Origin of the sequence: Micrococcus sp. KRD026, assembly GCF_017168445.1 — a bacterium.
In the GTDB taxonomy this organism is placed as follows: Bacteria; Actinomycetota; Actinomycetes; order Actinomycetales; family Micrococcaceae; genus Micrococcus; species Micrococcus luteus.
Genome location: NZ_JABFBA010000030.1, coordinates 1 through 16,579, shown reverse-complemented (window position 1 = coordinate 16,579; position 16,579 = coordinate 1). Strand labels below are relative to the sequence as shown.

At 72.8% G+C, this 16,579-nt stretch carries 13 protein-coding genes and 2 tRNA genes; 4 read left to right on the top strand and 11 right to left on the bottom strand.

All coding sequences use genetic code 11. The features are described 5' to 3' along the window. Window positions 1-39: 39 nt before the first annotated feature. The 6 genes from J1M40_RS10780 to J1M40_RS10755 all read right to left on the bottom strand — a co-directional run bounded on the left by J1M40_RS10780 (window position 40) and on the right by J1M40_RS10755 (window position 5,844). A complete protein-coding gene (locus J1M40_RS10780) occupies window positions 40-756 on the bottom strand; it encodes an urease accessory protein UreF (protein ID WP_100056466.1) in 717 nt (238 codons plus the stop codon). Between the two features lies 1 nt (window position 757). Then, on the bottom strand, window positions 758-1,249 hold the full coding sequence (gene ureE / locus J1M40_RS10775) for an urease accessory protein UreE (protein WP_100056465.1): 492 nt from the start codon (window positions 1,247-1,249) through the stop codon (window positions 758-760). Between the two features lie 13 nt (window positions 1,250-1,262). Further along, window positions 1,263-2,978, bottom strand: a complete 1,716-nt coding sequence (gene ureC / locus J1M40_RS10770; RefSeq protein ID WP_100056464.1) for an urease subunit alpha — start codon at window positions 2,976-2,978, stop codon at window positions 1,263-1,265. Between the two features lie 20 nt (window positions 2,979-2,998). Beyond that, entirely contained in the window at window positions 2,999-3,433 is a 435-nt protein-coding gene (locus tag J1M40_RS10765) for an urease subunit beta (protein WP_098093639.1), read from the bottom strand. Window positions 3,434-3,453: 20 nt separating this feature from the next. Continuing rightward, on the bottom strand, window positions 3,454-3,756 hold the full coding sequence (locus tag J1M40_RS10760; RefSeq protein ID WP_002854142.1) for an urease subunit gamma: 303 nt from the start codon (window positions 3,754-3,756) through the stop codon (window positions 3,454-3,456). A 243-nt stretch (window positions 3,757-3,999) separates the two neighbouring features. Then, window positions 4,000-5,844: a phosphoenolpyruvate carboxykinase (GTP) gene (locus J1M40_RS10755; RefSeq protein ID WP_049147908.1), complete on the bottom strand. Its 1,845-nt coding sequence runs from the start codon at window positions 5,842-5,844 to the stop codon at window positions 4,000-4,002. 244 nt (window positions 5,845-6,088) lie between these two features. Here J1M40_RS10755 and J1M40_RS10750 point away from each other — a divergent pair. Further along, window positions 6,089-6,162, top strand: a tRNA-Arg gene (locus J1M40_RS10750). 89 nt (window positions 6,163-6,251) lie between these two features. Here J1M40_RS10750 and J1M40_RS10745 read toward each other — a convergent pair. From J1M40_RS10745 to J1M40_RS10730, 4 genes are all read right to left on the bottom strand, one after another. Then, window positions 6,252-6,776, bottom strand: a complete 525-nt coding sequence (locus tag J1M40_RS10745; RefSeq protein ID WP_095353556.1) for a histidine phosphatase family protein — start codon at window positions 6,774-6,776, stop codon at window positions 6,252-6,254. Window positions 6,777-6,846: 70 nt separating this feature from the next. Further along, window positions 6,847-7,635 carry a winged helix-turn-helix domain-containing protein gene (locus J1M40_RS10740; RefSeq protein ID WP_036316068.1) on the bottom strand — a complete coding sequence of 263 codons (789 nt, stop codon included), beginning with the start codon at window positions 7,633-7,635 and terminating at the stop codon, window positions 6,847-6,849. A 473-nt stretch (window positions 7,636-8,108) separates the two neighbouring features. Then, complete coding sequence (gene upp, locus J1M40_RS10735; protein WP_206450786.1) at window positions 8,109-8,744, bottom strand: uracil phosphoribosyltransferase; 636 nt, start codon at window positions 8,742-8,744, stop codon at window positions 8,109-8,111. A 70-nt stretch (window positions 8,745-8,814) separates the two neighbouring features. Continuing rightward, window positions 8,815-9,822, bottom strand: a complete 1,008-nt coding sequence (locus J1M40_RS10730; protein ID WP_206450785.1) for an IS481 family transposase — start codon at window positions 9,820-9,822, stop codon at window positions 8,815-8,817. Between the two features lie 126 nt (window positions 9,823-9,948). Here J1M40_RS10730 and tadA point away from each other — a divergent pair, with 126 nt between their 5' ends. Beyond that, window positions 9,949-10,455 (top strand): tRNA adenosine(34) deaminase TadA, encoded by a 507-nt coding sequence (tadA, locus tag J1M40_RS10725; RefSeq protein WP_206450784.1) that lies wholly within the window; start codon window positions 9,949-9,951, stop codon window positions 10,453-10,455. Between the two features lie 74 nt (window positions 10,456-10,529). Further along, window positions 10,530-10,620: transfer RNA gene (locus J1M40_RS10720), tRNA-Ser, on the top strand. 65 nt (window positions 10,621-10,685) lie between these two features. On the opposite strand, the gene J1M40_RS10715 is transcribed toward J1M40_RS10720, so the two are convergent. Continuing rightward, window positions 10,686-11,774 carry an alpha/beta hydrolase gene (locus tag J1M40_RS10715; RefSeq protein ID WP_144819949.1) on the bottom strand — a complete coding sequence of 363 codons (1,089 nt, stop codon included), beginning with the start codon at window positions 11,772-11,774 and terminating at the stop codon, window positions 10,686-10,688. A 105-nt stretch (window positions 11,775-11,879) separates the two neighbouring features. On the opposite strand from J1M40_RS10715, the gene J1M40_RS10710 reads away from it, so the two are divergent. Then, entirely contained in the window at window positions 11,880-12,338 is a 459-nt protein-coding gene (locus tag J1M40_RS10710) for a 23S rRNA (pseudouridine(1915)-N(3))-methyltransferase RlmH (protein ID WP_181161581.1), read from the top strand. The last annotated feature ends 4,241 nt before the right edge of the window (window positions 12,339-16,579 follow it).

The window sequence follows — 16,579 nt, the reverse complement described above, 5'->3', positions numbered from 1 at the left end:
GCGCGGGGTACGGCCGGCCCGGTGTGGTGCGCGGGCCGCTCAGCTCATGAACATGCGGGCGCGCTGCCGCTCGTGCCGCATCTGGGCGATCTCCAGCCCCGGGGCGATGGCCCCGAGGTCGTCGGGGTCGAGGTCACGGGAGACCTCGACGGCCCGCAGGACCCACTCCTGGGCCCGGCGGACGACCCGCTGGCCCGCGTCCTGGCCCAGCGGGATGCCGCGGACGGCGTTCTGCGTCAGCGACATGACGGAGGCGTGCAGGTGCGCGGCCACCGCCTCCTCGACGGGCACCCCGATCTCCCGGGCGATGACGCCCCAGACGAGGGCCTGGTGGGCGTCGAGCGTGCCCGCCTCGACCCCCTCGTGGTAGCGGCGGACCCAGTCCCCCGGGTAGGCGGGGGCGCCGATGCGCAGCAGTCGCCGCCCCATCGTGCGCCCCGCCTCGCGGATCTGGGCGGGGAGCGCCTGCGCGGTGACGAGCTCGTCCAGGTCCGCGACGGCGTCGAAATTCTCCGCCGCGTAGACCAGGCGGACCGCCAGCGCGTCCGTGAACGTGAGCTGCTGCTCCACGAACATCTCCAGCCAGGCGGCGAAGTCCTCCTCGCCCTCGACCCGGCCGTCGCTCATGTAGGTCTCCAGGCCCAGGGAGTGGCTGAAGGCGCCCGTGGGCAGCGCGGAGTCCGTCAGCTGCAGCATCCCCAGGAGGGCGACGCCGGACGGGACGCCCGGCGCCGCCGTGGAGGTGGTCCCGGCCATGTCAGTGGGTGTGCTCGGCATGGCGGAAGGGCACGTCCATGACGCGTTCCTGCCGCTCGTGGGGCACGTCGTGGGCGCGCAGGAAGTCCTCGACGGTGTGGTCGTACTGCACCACCATCGCGTCCCGGCCGAAGGGCCCGTCCGCGTCGAAGAACTGGGCCGGCAGGTGCCGGTTGCCCAGGCTGTGCGCCACGAACGCCATCTCGCGCAGCGATCGCGCCGAGATCACCAGCACGTCCGTGGACAGCACGCGCACGATCACGGCGTTGCCGCGCTCGCCCTCGTCGTCGACGGTCAGGATGTCGCCGTCCCGCAGGTCCGGGGACCCGGCGGGCAGACGCAGCCCGTACTCATTGCCGTGGTCGGTGCGCAGCCGCTGGATGCGCTTGACGAGGGCGGAGCCCTCGAGGTGCACCTGCTCCCGGTGGCGGTCGCCCACCAGGGTGGCGCCGGCGTCGTCGTGGACGTTGCCGAGGATCTCGGTGACGATCATGCGGTCCCCTCTCTCAGAACAGGAAGTAGCGCTGGGCCATGGGCAGGACGTCCTGCGGCTCGCACGTGACGGGCTCCCCGTCCACGCAGACCTCGTACGTCTCCGGGTCCACCTCGAGGCGGGGCGTCTCGCCGTTGTGGCGCATGTCCGCCTTGGTGAGGTCGCGGATGCCGTGCACGGCGCGGATGGTCTTCTGCAGCCCCAGGGCGCGCGGCACGCCGGCCCGGATGGACGCCTCGGACATGAAGGTGATGGCAGAGGTGTGCACGGCCTGGCCGTACGCGCCGAATGACCTGCGGTACCAGCGGGGCTGTGGCGTCGGGATGGAGCCGTTGGGGTCGCCCACGACCCCGTAGGCCATCTGCCCGCCCTTGATGACCAGGTCCGGCTTCACCCCGAAGAACTGCGGCTCCCACAGCACGAGGTCGGCGAACTTGCCGACCTCCACGGAGCCGACCGAATCGGCGATGCCGTGGGCGATGGCGGGGTTGATGGTGTACTTCGACACGTAGCGCTTGATGCGGTGGTTGTCCCCCGCGGTGCCCTCGTCCTCGGGCAGCGGGCCGCGCTGACGCTTCATGGAGTCCGCGACCTGCCACGTGCGGATCAGCACCTCGCCGACGCGGCCCATCGCCTGGGAGTCGGAGGAGGTCATGGAGAAGATGCCCATGTCCTGCAGGACGTCCTCGGCCGCGATGGTCTCCTGGCGGATGCGGGAGTCAGCGAAGGCCACGTCCTCCGGCAGGTCCGCGTTCAGGTGATGCGCCACCATGAGCATGTCCACATGCTCCTCGACCGTGTTCGTCGTGTACGGCAGGGTCGGGTTGGTGGAGGCGGGCAGGATGTTCGGATACTGCGCCAGCTCGATGATGTCCGGGGCGTGGCCGCCGCCGGCGCCCTCGGTGTGGAACGTGTGGATCACGCGGCCGTCGATCGCGGCGCGGGTGTCCTCCACGAAGCCGGACTCGTTGAGGGTGTCCGTGTGGATGGCCACCTGGACGTCGTACTCGTCCGCCACCTGCAGGGCGGTGTTGATGGACGACGGCGTGGCGCCCCAGTCCTCGTGGACCTTCAGGCCGATGGCGCCGGCACGGATCTGCTCGGCCATCGGGGAGATGGAGGAGCCGTGGCCCTTGCCGAGCAGGCCGAAGTTCATGGGCCAGTGCTCGAACGAGCGGAGCATGGTGTGGATGTTCCACTCGCCGGGGGTGATGGTGGTGGCCTTCGACGACTCGGAGGGACCGGTGCCGCCGCCGATCATGGTGGTCAGACCGGAGGAGAGCGCGGTCTCGATCTGGTCCGGGCTGATGAAGTGCACGTGGGTATCGATGCCGCCGGCGGTGAGGATCTTGCCCTCGCCGGAGATGACGTCGGTGGCCACCCCGATCACGATGTCTACGCCGTCCATGGTGTGTGGGTTGCCGGCCTTGCCGATGGCCACGATGTGCGCGTCGCGCACGGCGATGTCGGCCTTGTAGATGCCGGTCCAGTCGATGACCACGACGTTGGTGATCACCAGGTCGGGGACGCCGACGTCGCGGACGAGCTGGCTGTTCTGGCCCATCCCGTCGCGGATGACCTTGCCGCCGCCGAAGACGGCCTCCTCGCCGGGCGTGGTCAGGTCCTCCTCGACGACGGCGAACAGCTCGGTGTCCGCCAGGCGGATCGCGTCGCCGGTGGTGGGTCCGTAGAGGCTCGCATACTGCTCTCGGCTGATCTCGAAGCTCATGGTGTGTCCTCTCTGCGGACTCAGCGGGTCTCGTTGTCGAAGCCGGCGCGTTCCTTCAGCGGCGACGGGGCGTCGCCCGCGGCGGACTCGTGACGGGCCGGGGTGGCGGGAGCGGCGGGCGCGGCGTGGAGGCCGGCTGCCTCGTGGGGGTCGAGCGAACCGTCGACCATGTCCCGGAAGCCGTAGACGACGCGGTCGCCGCCGAGGGGGATGAGCTTGACGGTGGTCTCGTCGCCGGGCTCGAGCCGCACGGCGGTGCCGGCCGGGATGTCCAGGCGGCAGCCGAGGGCGGCCTGACGGTCGAAGTCGAGGGCGCGGTTGGCCTCGGCGAAGTGGAAGTGCGAGCCGACCTGCACGGGGCGGTCGCCCCGGTTGGTGACGGACAGCTCGACAGCCTCACGGCCGGGGTTGCAGACGACGGGGGCGTCGGCGAGGACGTACTCTCCGGGCTTCATGGTCTCCTCCTGGGTCCGGTTCAGCGGATGGGGTCGTGGACGGTGACGAGCTTGGTGCCGTCGGGGAAGGTCGCCTCGACCTGGACCATCGAGATCATGTCGGCCACGCCCTCCTGGACGTCGTCGACGGTGAGGATGGTGCTGCCCCAGCTCATGAGGTCGGCGACGCTGCGGCCGTCGCGCGCGCCCTCCATCAGCTCATAGGTGATGATCGCGATCGCCTCCGGATGGTTCAGCTTGAGGCCGCGCTGCTGGCGACGGCGCGCCAGGTCGGCGGCCACCACCACCAGGAGCTTCTCGAGGTCCTTGGGCTGCAGATGCATGTGTGCTCCTTCATGAGGTGTGCCCGGCGGGGTCGGAACGGCCCACGCACGGGCACATTTATACGCCTCGTTTCCTGGGAGGAAACCGAACGAGACTCTGAGAGGACGTCCACGTCAGAGCAAGAGCGCGGGAAATCCGGCGGCAGTGGGAGGCGGCTCACCCACCCCGGCGTCACCCCGGGCGCGACGACGGCCCCCCACCTCAGCGCGGAGGTGGGGGGCCGTCGTGGTCGGCCGGGCCGGTCAGGCCTGGGCGAACCGGGCCTTCTGCGCCTCGAAGCGCTCACGCACGACGGCGGGCAGCGACTCGCCGAACCGGCCGAGCCACTGCTCGATGAGCTCGTTCTCCTCGGCCCACTCCGCGGCGTCGACCTTGAGGGCGTCCTCGAGGTCCTCGGCCGACACCTCGATGCCGGACAGGTCGAGCGAGCCCGCGGCCGGAACGAGACCGATCGGGGTCTCCTCGGCCTCGGCCTTGCCCTCGAGGCGCTCCACGACCCACTTCAGGACGCGCGAGTTCTCGCCGAAGCCGGGCCAGGCGAAGCCGCCGTCGCGGTTGCGGCGGAACCAGTTGACCAGGTAGATGCGCGGCAGCTTCTCCGGGTCGGCCTTGCCGGACTCCCTGACCCAGTGGGCCAGGTAGTCGCCGGCGTCGTAGCCGAGGAACGGCAGCATGGCCATCGGGTCGCGGCGCACCACGCCGACGGCGCCGGCGGCGGCCGCGGTGGTCTCCGAGGAGAGGGTGGCGCCCTTGAGGATGCCGTCCTCCCAGTCGAAGGCCTCGGTCACCAGCGGCACGGTGGTCTTGCGGCGGCCGCCGAACAGGATGGCGTCCAGCTTCACACCCCGCGGGTCGCGGTACTCGTCGGCCAGCATGTCCGTCTGCTCGATGGGCGTGCAGAACCGGGAGTTCGGGTGGGCGGCCGGGGTGCCGGACTCGGGCGTCCAGTCGTTGCCGCGCCAGTCGGTGAGGTGCTCGGGGACCTCGTCCGTCATGCCCTCCCACCACACGCCGCCGTCGTCGGTGAGGGCGACGTTGGTGAAGATGGAGTTGCCCTTGGAGATCGCGCGCATGGCGTTCGGGTTGGTGGACCAGCCGGTGCCGGGGGCGACGCCGAAGTAGCCGGTCTCCGGGTTGATCACGCGGAACTCGCCGTCCTTGCCGGCGCGGATCCAGGTGATGTCGTCGCCCAGGGTCTCGGCCTTCCAGCCCTCGATCGTGGGGTCGATGAGGGCGAGGTTGGTCTTGCCGCAGGCCGACGGGAAGGCACCGGTGATGTGGTAGGACCGGCCCTCGGGGTTGGTCAGCTTGAGGATCAGCATGTGCTCGGCGAGCCAGGCCTCGTCCCGGGCCATCACGGAGGCGATGCGCAGCGCGTAGCACTTCTTGCCGAGCAGGGCATTGCCGCCGTAGCCGGAGCCGAAGGACCAGATGGAGCGCTCCTCGGGGAAGTGCACGATCCACTTGGTCTCGTTGCACGGCCACGGCACGTCCTGCTCGCCCGGCTCCAGCGGGGCGCCCACGGAGTGCACGGCCGGCACGTAGAAGGCCTGCTCGCGGGACATCTTGTCCAGCACGTCCTGGCCGATGCGGGCCATGATGCGCATCGACAGGACCACGTAGGCGGAGTCGGTGATCTCCACGCCGTACTTCGGGTCCTCGGCGTCGAGGTGGCCCATCACGAACGGGATCACGTACATGGTGCGGCCGCGCATGGCGCCGGTGAACGCGTCGTCGAGGATGCCGTGCATCTTCGCCGGGTCCATCCAGTTGTTGGTGAAGCCGGCGTCCTCCTCCTTCTCGGAGCAGATGAAGGTGCGGTCCTCCACGCGGGCGACGTCGGCGGGATCGGAGAACGCGGCGAAGGAGTTGGGGAACTTGTCCTCGGCCAGGCGGGTCAGGGTGCCCGCCGCCACGAGCTCGTCCGCGAGGCGGTCGCGCTCCTCCTCGGAGCCGTCGACCCACTGGACGGAGTCCGGCTGCGTCAGCTCTGCAATCTGAGCGACCCACTCGCGCAGCTGGGCGTAGTCCGTGGGCGCGTCCGCCAGGGCGCGATCCGCGAACGAGGTGGTGGCGTTGTCAGCCATGGTGGAGAGTCCTCCCATTGGGGTCCGGGGCCGTTCCGTCCCGTCCACTCCGATGCGTGCACCGCCGAAGCGCGCACCACATCGTTGTGGCCGCACGGTCCTGCCATGGTACCCGAGCCCGGCTATCATGGCCGCGCCCCCGCCACACCCCCGACTCAGACCACCGCAGACCGTCGATTTGCACTTCGCCGGAGAGGTCCTGTAGTGTTCTACGAGTTCGAGCCGCTCCGGCGGATCGGATGATGCGCCCATAGCTCAGCTGGATAGAGCGTCTGTCTACGGAACAGAAGGTCAGGGGTTCGAATCCCTTTGGGCGCACGATCGGAAGGCCCCGCTCCTGCTGGAGCGGGGCCTTCGTCGTGTCGGCGCGCTCCTCTGCCACGCCCCCACGCGCGCCGCCGCGGAGGTCAGCGCCCCGGAACCACGAAGTGCGTCAGGGCGGCGTCGCGGCCGTCGAGCTCGGCCCACGGCTTCTCCACCCGGAACACCTGCATCCCGAGCGTGGGGTAGTGCTCGCTCATGCGCAACGCCGCGTCCTGGTCCGAGTCCAGGCTCATCAGCCGCATGCCCAGCTCCTGCACCCACGGCATGTGGCCCACCACCAGCAGCCGTCGCGTGGTCTCCTCCGTCTCGTTGACGACGGCCAGGGCCCGCGCCGCGTCGGCGCCGTAGAGCCGCGGGTCCAGGTAGGGCGTGGGTGCCAGCTCGCCCAGGCGCTCGCACACCCACACGCACGTCTGACGGGTGCGCAGCGCATCGGAGCACACGACGGCGTCCGGGACGAGGTCGTGCTCGCGGAGCCAGTCACCGGCGGTGGGCGCCTGGGCGTGGCCTCGCTCGGCGAGCGGGCGGGCGTGGTCGTCGGCCGCGTCGGGCCAGCCGGCCTTGGCGTGCCGGAGGACGATCAGGGTCTTCGCGTCGGCGGTGCTCATGCGGCCAGGCTACGGCGACGGCCCCCGCTCGGGTGAGCGGGGGCCGTCGTCGGACACGGGCGGGCGCGGGTCAGATGCTGTACTCCGGCGCCGCCCACACGACCACCTCGGGGTGGCGGTAGAAGCGGTAGCCCTGGCCGCGCACGGTGCGCACGGTGTTCGCGAGGCGGCCGAGCTTGGCGCGCAGGCGGCGGATGTGCACGTCGATGGTGCGCTCGTTGGGCACCTCGTCGGCGTTGCGCCACAGGGCGTCGAGCAGCTCCTCGCGGCCGACGGTGCGCTCGCCGTTCTCCACGAGGTAGTTCAGGAGCTCGAACTCCTTGAAGGTGAGGTTCAGCGACTCACCGTCCAGCTGCACCTCGCGCCGGGACAGATCGATCAGCACACCGGGCTGGCGCGTGGACACGGGGGCCGGCGCCTGCGCCAGGTCGGGACGGGTGCCGCCCTGCACGGTCGGGTCGCCGAGCACCTGGCGCACGACCTCGATGTCGCGGCCCTCCGCGCCGGCGGGGGCCAGGGCGACGGCGGCGTGCGACTCCGCCCCGGGGACGAGGGACTCCACGTAGTGGCGCAACTCATTGGCCAGCCGCGTGAGGGAGGTGCCGGCGGCCGAGGCGGCCAGCTCGTCCATGCCCACGTAGATGACGAACCCACGGGCCTCGTTCTCCCGGGCCACCGCCTGGGGACCCGGGATGCCGTTCGGCGCCAGGACCGGCGTCGGCGCCGTCTGGGAGTCGGGGGCGTCGGTGCCACCGGCCAGGCGCAGGCCTGCGCGGGCCTGGCCTCGGCGGGACATGCCGTCGGCCCGGCGCTGCGCGTTGCGGACGGAGATGTGCACGTATCCGGCGGACTGACCCATGGCCACCACTCCTCTTTCGGCTCATGGCCCCTCCACCGCTCGGTCGGTGCGGCGGACGAGGCGTCACATGACAAGAATGTGACTTCACCGAGGGGACTGGCAAGTAACGTTCGCACTTTTGTCTCATTATTTGAGAAGAAGAGTCCTGAATGTGCTCAACATCACTATTCGCGGATCGGAATAGCGTCGCGCCGTCGCTCGGCTCGCCCGCGTGACTCTCTCATTGTTCAACAGGTGGGAGCGCGCCGCAGGACCAATGAGTATGCGGAATATTTATGCAGGAGACTGCCAGGTTTTCCATGTGACGCCATGATGACGGGTCACAGCGGGTCGTGACGTCCACTAGATGGACGACACATTGGCGGCCCCGCTTGACGTCCCCGCCGGAGACGCTCCCGTGAGACGACCACGGCCCCCGCCGGGTGGGGCGGGGGCCGTGGTCGTCTCGTGGCGGACGCGGAGGTCCGATCAGGTCATTCCGCCAGACCGTAGAGCCGGTCGCCGGCGTCGCCGAGGCCGGGGACGATGTAGGACCGCTCGTCCAGGCGCTCGTCGACGGCGGCCAGGTACAGGTCCACCTCGACGTCGCCCAGCGAGGCCTCCAGCCGCTCGATGCCCTCGGGCGCGCCGAGCAGGCAGAGGCACGTGACCCGCGCCGCGCCGCGCTGGTAGAGGAAGCGGATGGCCTCGATCAGCGTGCCTCCCGTGGCCAGCATGGGGTCCAGGACGAACACGTGACGCCCGGCCAGGTCGGCCGGCAGCCGCTCCGCGTAGGTGACGATGTCCAGCGTCTCCTCATTGCGGGCCATGCCGAGGAACCCGACCTCGGCGGACGGCGCCATCTTGGTCATCCCCTCCAGCATCCCCAGCCCCGCGCGCAGGATCGGCACGACCAGCGGACGCGGGCGGGCCAACCGGAACCCGGTGGTCTCGGTCACCGGGGTCTCGATCCGCACCTCCTCCATGGCCACGTCGCGCGTCGCCTCGTAGGCGAGCAGCATCACGAGCTCCTCCGTGAGCTGCCGGAAGATCATGGACGGGGTCTTCTTGTCCCGCAGGACGCTGAGCTTGTGGGCCACGAGCGGGTGGTCGACGATGTGGACGCGCATGGCGCCCACGGTACCGTCCACGCGCGCACCTCCGCCCGTCCCCGCGCCCGCGGGGGCGCCGACACCGCCGCTAGGTGTAGGAGGGCATGACGTTGTTGACTCGGGCCGGTGCCAACGAGGCCGGCGGGGCGTTCCCGCAGGAGGTATGAGGCCGATGGTAGTTGTAGTGGTTCACCCACACGGCCAGCGCCTCACGCCGAGCTGTCTCTGAGGTATACGGGCGGGCGTAGAGGACCTCATCGACCATCAGCCGGTTGTACCTCTCCACCTTCCCGTTATGGCGCGGGGTGTAGGGGCGGATCCGGTGGTGCCGGCCCCCGAGCGAGACCACCTTGGCGGTGAAGTCCGCAGCCCGGTAGTTGTTTCCGTTGTCCGTGATCACCCGGTCCACGGTGATGCCGTGGGCGGCGAAGAACGCCCTCGCCCGGCAGTAGAAGCTCACGGTCGTGGCCGCCCGCTCGTCCTCCAACGCCTCGGTGTACGCCAGGCGGGTGAACCCGTCGATCGCCGAGTGCAGATAGGTGTACCCGACCCGCCGGCCTGCACCACGCTTGGAAGCACGGCCTGCTTCACTTTCACGTCCGTGAGCACGCCAGCCGCCCCCGTCTGGGATCTTCCCGATCTTCTTCACGTCCAGGTGCACCATGTGCCCCGGCCCTCTCGCGGTGATCTTCTGGGGTCGTTGGCGCAGGTCTTCCCCGGCCGGGGTCAGGTCCCGTAACCGGGAGAGCCCGGCCCGGTGCAGCCACCGTCCCACGGTACGAAGACACACCCGGTGGCCCTCGGAGACGAGGTGGTGATGGATCCGGCGGGCCGACCACTTCTCCCTGCGACGCAGGGTCTGGATCTGAGCCACCACCTCGGGATCGAGCTGGGCAGGTGAACGGTGCGGCCGGCTGGGCAGGTCCTGAAGGCCGGCTTCTCCCTGGGCGCGGTAGCGGGCGACCCAAGTGGCCACCGTGGGCCGGCTCACCCGGAACTCGGCGGCCACGTGCGCCTGCGGGATCCCGTCGTGCAGGTGGCGGTGGACCATCCTGAGACGGCCGGTGGGAGTCAGGGGTGCGTTAGCGTGAGTCATGAGCGGGTCTCTTCTGGCAGGTCGGTGGTGTAGGAACTTCCATCCTGCGGGAGAGGCCCACTCGTCTCATCTCAGCCCGGTACCCATGTCAAGAACCTCATGACCCACAACAGCTAGGCTGGCCGCGTGTCCGCCCCCGTCCCCTCCCCCGCGCCCACGGCCGAGCAGGAGCACGCGTGGATGGGCCTGGCCCTCCGGGCCGCCCGCGCGGCCGGGGCGGCCGGCGACGTGCCGATCGGCGCCGCACTCGTGGCCGGCGACGGGACCGTCCTGGCCGTCGCCGGGAACGAGCGCGAGCAGCACCACGACCCCACCGCCCACGCCGAGGTCCTCGCGCTGCGTCGCGGGGCGGAGCTGCGGGCCGCCGCCGGGGCGGGCGACGGCTGGCGCCTGACGGACTGCACCCTCGTGGTGACCCTCGAGCCCTGCCCCATGTGCGCCGGCGCGCTGCTGCTGGCCCGCATCCCGCGCGTCGTGTTCGGGGCGTGGGACCCGAAGGCGGGCGCGTGCGGCTCGGTGCTGGATGTGGTCCGCGACCCCCGCTTCAACCACCGGGTGCAGGTCCGCGCCGGCGTCCGTTCCGAGGAGAGCGCGGCGCTGCTGCGGGAGTTCTTCGCGGCACAGCGCGACTGAACGCGCCCGCGCCCGACGACGGCGGGCGGCCGGTTTGGGTGCGCCGCCGCGGCTCGGGTAGGGTGTCCTGGTCTGGTGACGTGTCCGAGCGGCCGAAGGTGCAGCACTCGAAATGCTGTGTACGGTAACCCCGTACCGTGGGTTCAAATCCCACCGTCACCGCCAGATGTGCAGCCCGGGAGCCTCGTGCTCCCGGGCTTTCCCATGCCGGGGCGGGTCCGGCCGCCGCCTCAGCGCGGCAGGACCGCGTCCAGGAACGAGGCCACCGCGGACCACGAGATGGAGGCGTGCACGGCGCTGGCCGGCACACCGGTGCGGAGCACCTCCGCGCTGCGGGTCTTCGCGGTCATCATGCCCAGGTCGTGGCCGCCCTCGGCCACCGAGTAGAACGCGGTGCGCAGTCCGGCGGCCTCGGCGGCCCGGTACAGCTCGAGGCTCTGTCCCCACGGGACCGTGACGTCCTTGCGCCCGTGGACGACCAGCAGGGGCGGCGAGTCCGGGCGCACGTGCGTGATCGGGGAGGCCAGCCGGGTCAGGCCGCCCGAGGCCAGGACGGGCACCCCCAGCATGTCCGACTTGGTGCTGCGGTCGTCGAGGTGGCAGTGCGCGAGCCGGTTCGCGCGGTTGTAGTCCGCACACGCGCCCGGGAGCATCTGGCGGTTCATCGTCAGGAAGTCCGTGGGGCCGAAGAAGTCCACGATCGCCTGGACGCGGTCCTCCTCCGGGATCGCGTGGCCGCCGTCGGGCACCTCCCGGCCGGGCGGCGTCACCTGCTCCCGGTCCAGGTCCTGTCCGCCCGTGAGGCCGGCCATGAGGGCGTTCCAACCGCCCGACGACGAGCCGGCCACGGCCACCCGCCCCGCGTCCAGCTGCAGGCCCGGGGCGTTGCGCCGCACCCAGCGGACCGCCGCCGTCGCGTCCTCCACCTGGGCGGGGAACGTGCCCTGCTTGGAGCTGCGCACCGAGAACGCGGCGACGGCGTAGCCGTGCGGGACCAGGCCGCGGGCGACGTCGACACCGTCGCTGTAGCCGCGATCGCTGCGCCAGCCGGAGCCCGCGTTCCACACGAGGACCGGGAACGGGCCCTGGCCCGGCGGCCGGTACACGTCGATGCGTCCGGCGCGCCCGGGCAGGGCCGCGTACGTGTGCCCGGTGGAGCTGCGCATGCCGTACAGGGCCGGCGCGTTGGCGCCCAGCGGCCCGGCGGGCGCGCCGGCCAGGTCGGTGACGACGGCCACCCCACCCACCGCGAGGGCGCCGACCCCGAGGCCGAGCGCGGCGCGGCGGGACACCCGCGGGGACCGTGCGGTCGACGTCATGGGCCCCCTTCCGGTGCGGAGCCAGGCACCCCGCCCCGGCGAGCGTAGCCGAGCGGCGGGGGCCGACCCCCGTACCGTGTCCGCGGCCGGTGCGATCATGGGGCCATGTCTGTTCGGGTGCTGGCCATCGGCAAGAAGCATGAGGCGTGGGTCGTCGACGGGATCGACCGCTACGAGCGGCGTCTCAAGAAGCCCTACGACCTCTCGTGGCGTCTGCTGCCGCACTCCGCGCGGCAGGAGGAGGCGGCGCGCACGGAGGAGTCGGACCGGATCCTGGGCGCGGTCGGCGCGGACGAGCACCTGATCCTGCTGGACGAGCGGGGGACGGCGTTCGACTCGCCGGGCCTGGCGCGGCACCTGCAGGGCCGGTTCGACGTCGGCGCCCCGGTGACGATGGTCATCGGAGGCGCGTACGGGGTGGACGCCCGGGTCCACGCCCGCGCGGACCGCGTCTGGTCCCTGTCCCCGCTCGTCTTCCCGCACCAGCTCGTCCGGCTGATCCTGGCGGAGCAGGTCTACCGAGCCCAGGAGATCTCCGCCGGCCGACCGTACCACCACGCATGAGCGGGCCCGCGGAGACCGCAGCGGGCACGGCCACTCCCGCGGCCGACGTCGTCCTGGGCCGGTTCACCGAACCCACGCGCGCCTGGTTCACGGGCGCGTTCGAGGCCCCGACGCCGGCCCAGCTCGGCGCGTGGGACGCGATCTCCTCCGGGCGGCACGCCCTGGTGATCGCGCCGACCGGCTCGGGCAAGACCCTCTCCTCCTTCCTCTGGGCGCTCGACTCGTTCGTGCGCGAGCCCGCCGCCGAGGGGACGGCGGCCACCCGCGTCCTCTACGTCTCGCCGCTGAAGGCGCTCGGCGTGGATGTGGAGCGGAACCTGCGGGCCCCGCTGGTGGGCATCACGCAGACCGCCGCGCACCAGGGCAGGCCCGTGCCGCGCGTGCGGGTGGGCGTGCGCTCCGGGGACACCCCGGCGGCCGAGCGGCGGCGCCTGCAGCAGGATCCGCCGGACATCCTCATCACCACGCCCGAGTCGCTGTACCTCATGCTCACCTCGCAGGCCCGAGCGGCGCTGGCCGGGGTCCGCACGGTGATCGTGGACGAGGTGCACGCCGTGGCCGGGACCAAGCGCGGCGCCCACCTGGCCGTCTCCCTCGAGCGCCTGGACGCCCTGCTGGACACGCCCGTGCAGCGGATCGGCCTGTCCGCCACGGTCGAGCCGGCCGCCGAGGTGGCCCGGTTCCTCGGCGGCACGCAGCCGGTGACGGTGGTGCGGCCCGCCTCGGCCAAGCGCTGGGACCTGACGGTCACGGTGCCGGTGCCGGACCTGACGGACCTCTCCTCCCCCGCCGTGGCCCACGACCTGAGGCCCGGCTCCTCGACGGGCGGGCTCGGCGACGAGGGCGCGGTGACGGGCGGGTCCATCTGGCCGCACGTCGAGGAGCGGATCGTGGACCTGGTGGCCGAGCGGCGCTCCACGCTCGTGTTCGCCAACTCGCGCCGCCTGGCCGAGCGCCTCACCGGCCGGCTCAACGAGATCTGGGAGGCCCGCGCCGAGGCGGCCGCCGCGGCCGAGCACCCGGACGCCGTCCCCGGCTTCCGCACACCGGACCCGACCGGCTTCCACGGACCCGCCCAGGTGGCCGGGCAGACCGGCACCGGATCGGGCACCGTCTCCGACTTCGCCCGCGCCCACCACGGCTCCGTGTCCAAGGAGCAGCGCGCCATCGTGGAGGACGCCCTGAAGACCGGCCAGATCCGCTGCGTCGTGGCCACGAGCTCGCTCGAGCTGGGCATCGACATGGGCGCGGTGGACCAGGTGATCCAGGTCGAGTCGCCGCCCTCGGTGGCCTCCGGTCTGCAGCGCGTGGGCCGCGCCGGCCACCAGGTGGGTGAGGTCTCCCGCGGCGTGTTCTTCCCCAAGCACCGGGGCGACCTCGTGGACACCGCCGTCGTGGCCGAGCGCATGACGGCCGGGCGCATCGAGTCGCTGCGGATCCCCGCCAACCCGCTGGACATCCTCGCCCAGCACACCGTGGCCGCCGTCGCCGTCGCGGACCTGGACGCGCAGGAGTGGTTCGACCTCGTGCGCCGGTCCGCGCCGTTCGCCACGCTGCCGTTCTCCGCCTACGAGTCCGTGCTCGACCTGCTGGCCGGCCGCTACCCCTCGGACGAGTTCGCCGAGCTGCGCCCGCGCATCCTGTGGGACCGGGAGAACGGCACGCTCGCCGCCCGCCCCGGCGCCCAGCGCCTCGCGGTCACCTCGGGCGGCACCATCCCGGACCGCGGCCTGTTCGGGGTGTTCCTGGCCTCCGACGGCGGCGCGGACGGCACCCCCGGCGGCGCGGCGGCCGGGGACACGGCCGAGTCGGCGGGCTCCGCGTCCGCGGGCTCGGCCCGCTCCGGCGGGCGCCGGGTCGGCGAGCTCGACGAGGAGATGGTCTACGAGTCCCGCGTGGGGGACGTCATCCTGCTGGGCGCCACGAGCTGGCGCATCGTGGACATCACCGCGGACCGCGTCCTGGTGCTGCCCGCCTACGGGCAGCCCGGCAAGCTCCCGTTCTGGCGGGGCGACGCCGCGGGCCGGCCGGCGGAGCTGGGCGACGCCGTCGGGCGCTTCCGCCGCGAGCTGGACGCGGACCCCGAGGCCGGCCGCACCCGCCTGGCCGCCGCGGGCCTGGACCCGTGGGCGCAGGACAACCTGCTGGCCTACCTGAAGGACCAGCGCGAGGCCACCGGGGTGCTGCCCACCGAGCAGACGCTCGTGGTGGAGCGGTTCACGGACGAGCTCGGCGACTGGCGCGTGGTGCTGCACTCCCCCTACGGCATGGCGGTGCACGCCCCGTGGGCGCTCGCGGTGGGGGCGCGGCTGGCGCAGCGGTACGGGCTGGAGACCGGCTCGGGCGCGGCGATGGCGGCCGACGACGGGATCGTGCTGCGCATCCCCCTGATGGACGCGGAGCCGCCGGGCGCGGAGCTGTTCGAGTTCACGGCCGAGGAGCTGGACGAGATCGTCACGGCGGAGGTCGGCGGGTCCGCGCTGTTCGCCGCCCGGTTCCGGGAGAACGCGGCCCGGTCCCTGCTGCTGCCGCGCCGTGACCCCGGGCGGCGGACCCCCCTGTGGCAGCAGCGGCAGCGGTCCGCGCAGCTGCTGGACGTGGCGCGGAAGCACCCGCGGTTCCCCGTGATCCTGGAGACCGTGCGCGAGGTGCTCCAGGACGTCTACGACCTCCCTGCGCTCAAGGAGCTCGCGGGGCGGGTGTCCTCGCGGGCCGTCCGGCTCGTGGAGGTCACGACGACGGCGCCCTCGCCGTTCAGCCAGTCCATCCTGTTCGGCTACATCGCCCAGTTCATCTACGAGGGCGACTCCCCGCTGGCCGAGCGCCGCGCCGCCGCGCTCTCCCTCGACCCGGCGCTGCTGTCCGAGCTGCTGGGCACGGAGGAGCTGCGCGAGCTGCTCGACGCCGGGGTCATCGCGGAGGTCGAGGCCCAGCTGCAGCGGCTCGCACCCGACCGGCGCGCCCGCGGGGCCGAGGGCGTGGCGGACCTGCTGCGCCTGCTGGGGCCGCTGTCCGTGGCCGAGGCCGCGCGGCGCACACGGGCCGAAGGGGAGACGGAGGAGGCCGCGGACGAGGCCGCCGTCGCCGGGATGCTGGCGGAGCTCGAGCGCGCCGGCCGCGCGTTCCGCCTGCGCCAGGACGGGGTCGAGCGGTTCGCCGCCGTCGAGGACGCCGCCCGCCTGCGGGACGCGCTCGGCACGCCGATCCCGCACGGAGTGCCCACCGCATTCCTCGACCCGGTCGACGACCCGCTCGGGGACCTCGTGGGCCGCTACGCCCGCACCCACGGCCCCTTCACCGCCGCCGAGGCGGGGGCCGCGCTGGGACTGGGCGGCGCCGTCGTGCTCTCGGTGCTGCAGCGTCTGGCCACCGAGCGCCGCGTGAGCACGGGCGCGTTCCGGCCGGAGGGCACCCCCGGGGCCGCCGGCCTGGACGCCGAGTGGTGCGACGCCGAGGTGCTGCGGCGGATCCGCATGCGCTCCCTCGCCGCGCTGCGCGCCGAGGTCGAGCCGGTGGACCAGGCCGCGTACGCCCGGTTCCTCGCCGACTGGCAGCACCTGCGGCCGCGGACGGGGCGCGACGGGGCCTGGCGGCCGCCGGCCACGCTCGAGGGCGTGGACGGGGTGGCCACCGTCCTGGACCAGCTGGCCGGCACCCCCCTGCCCGCGAGCGCGTGGGAGTCCCTCGTGCTGCCCGCCCGCGTGCGGGACTACGCCCCCGCCCTGCTCGACGAGCTGCTGGCCACGGGCGAATACGTGTGGTCGGGCGTCGGGGAGGCCACCGGCAACGACGGCTGGGTGGCCCTGCACCCCGCCGACGCCGTGGACCTCACGCTGCGCCTGCCCGAGCCCGCGGAGGAGACACCGGCCGACGCCGCCCTGCGCGCGGCCGTGCTCGAGGTGCTCGCCGGCGGCGGGGCCTGGTTCTTCCCCCAGCTCGTGGAGCGGGTGCGGGCGGCGCAGGCGGCGGGCGACGACGGCGACGCGGGTGGCGCAGGCGGGGCGGGCGGCCCCGACCCGCACCGCGACCCGGCCGACCTGTCCCGCGGCCCCGCGGTGCTGGGCGCGCTGTGGGGCCTGGTGTGGGACGGCCGGGTCGGCAACGACACGTTCGCCCCCGTCCGCGGCCTGCTCTCGCTCGGCAAGACCGCGCACCGCACCGGCCGGCAGACGCCGCGGGCCCGCACCGCGCGGACGGGCGGGGCCGCTTTCTCTTATTCCCATCTGACGCTGCCGACGACC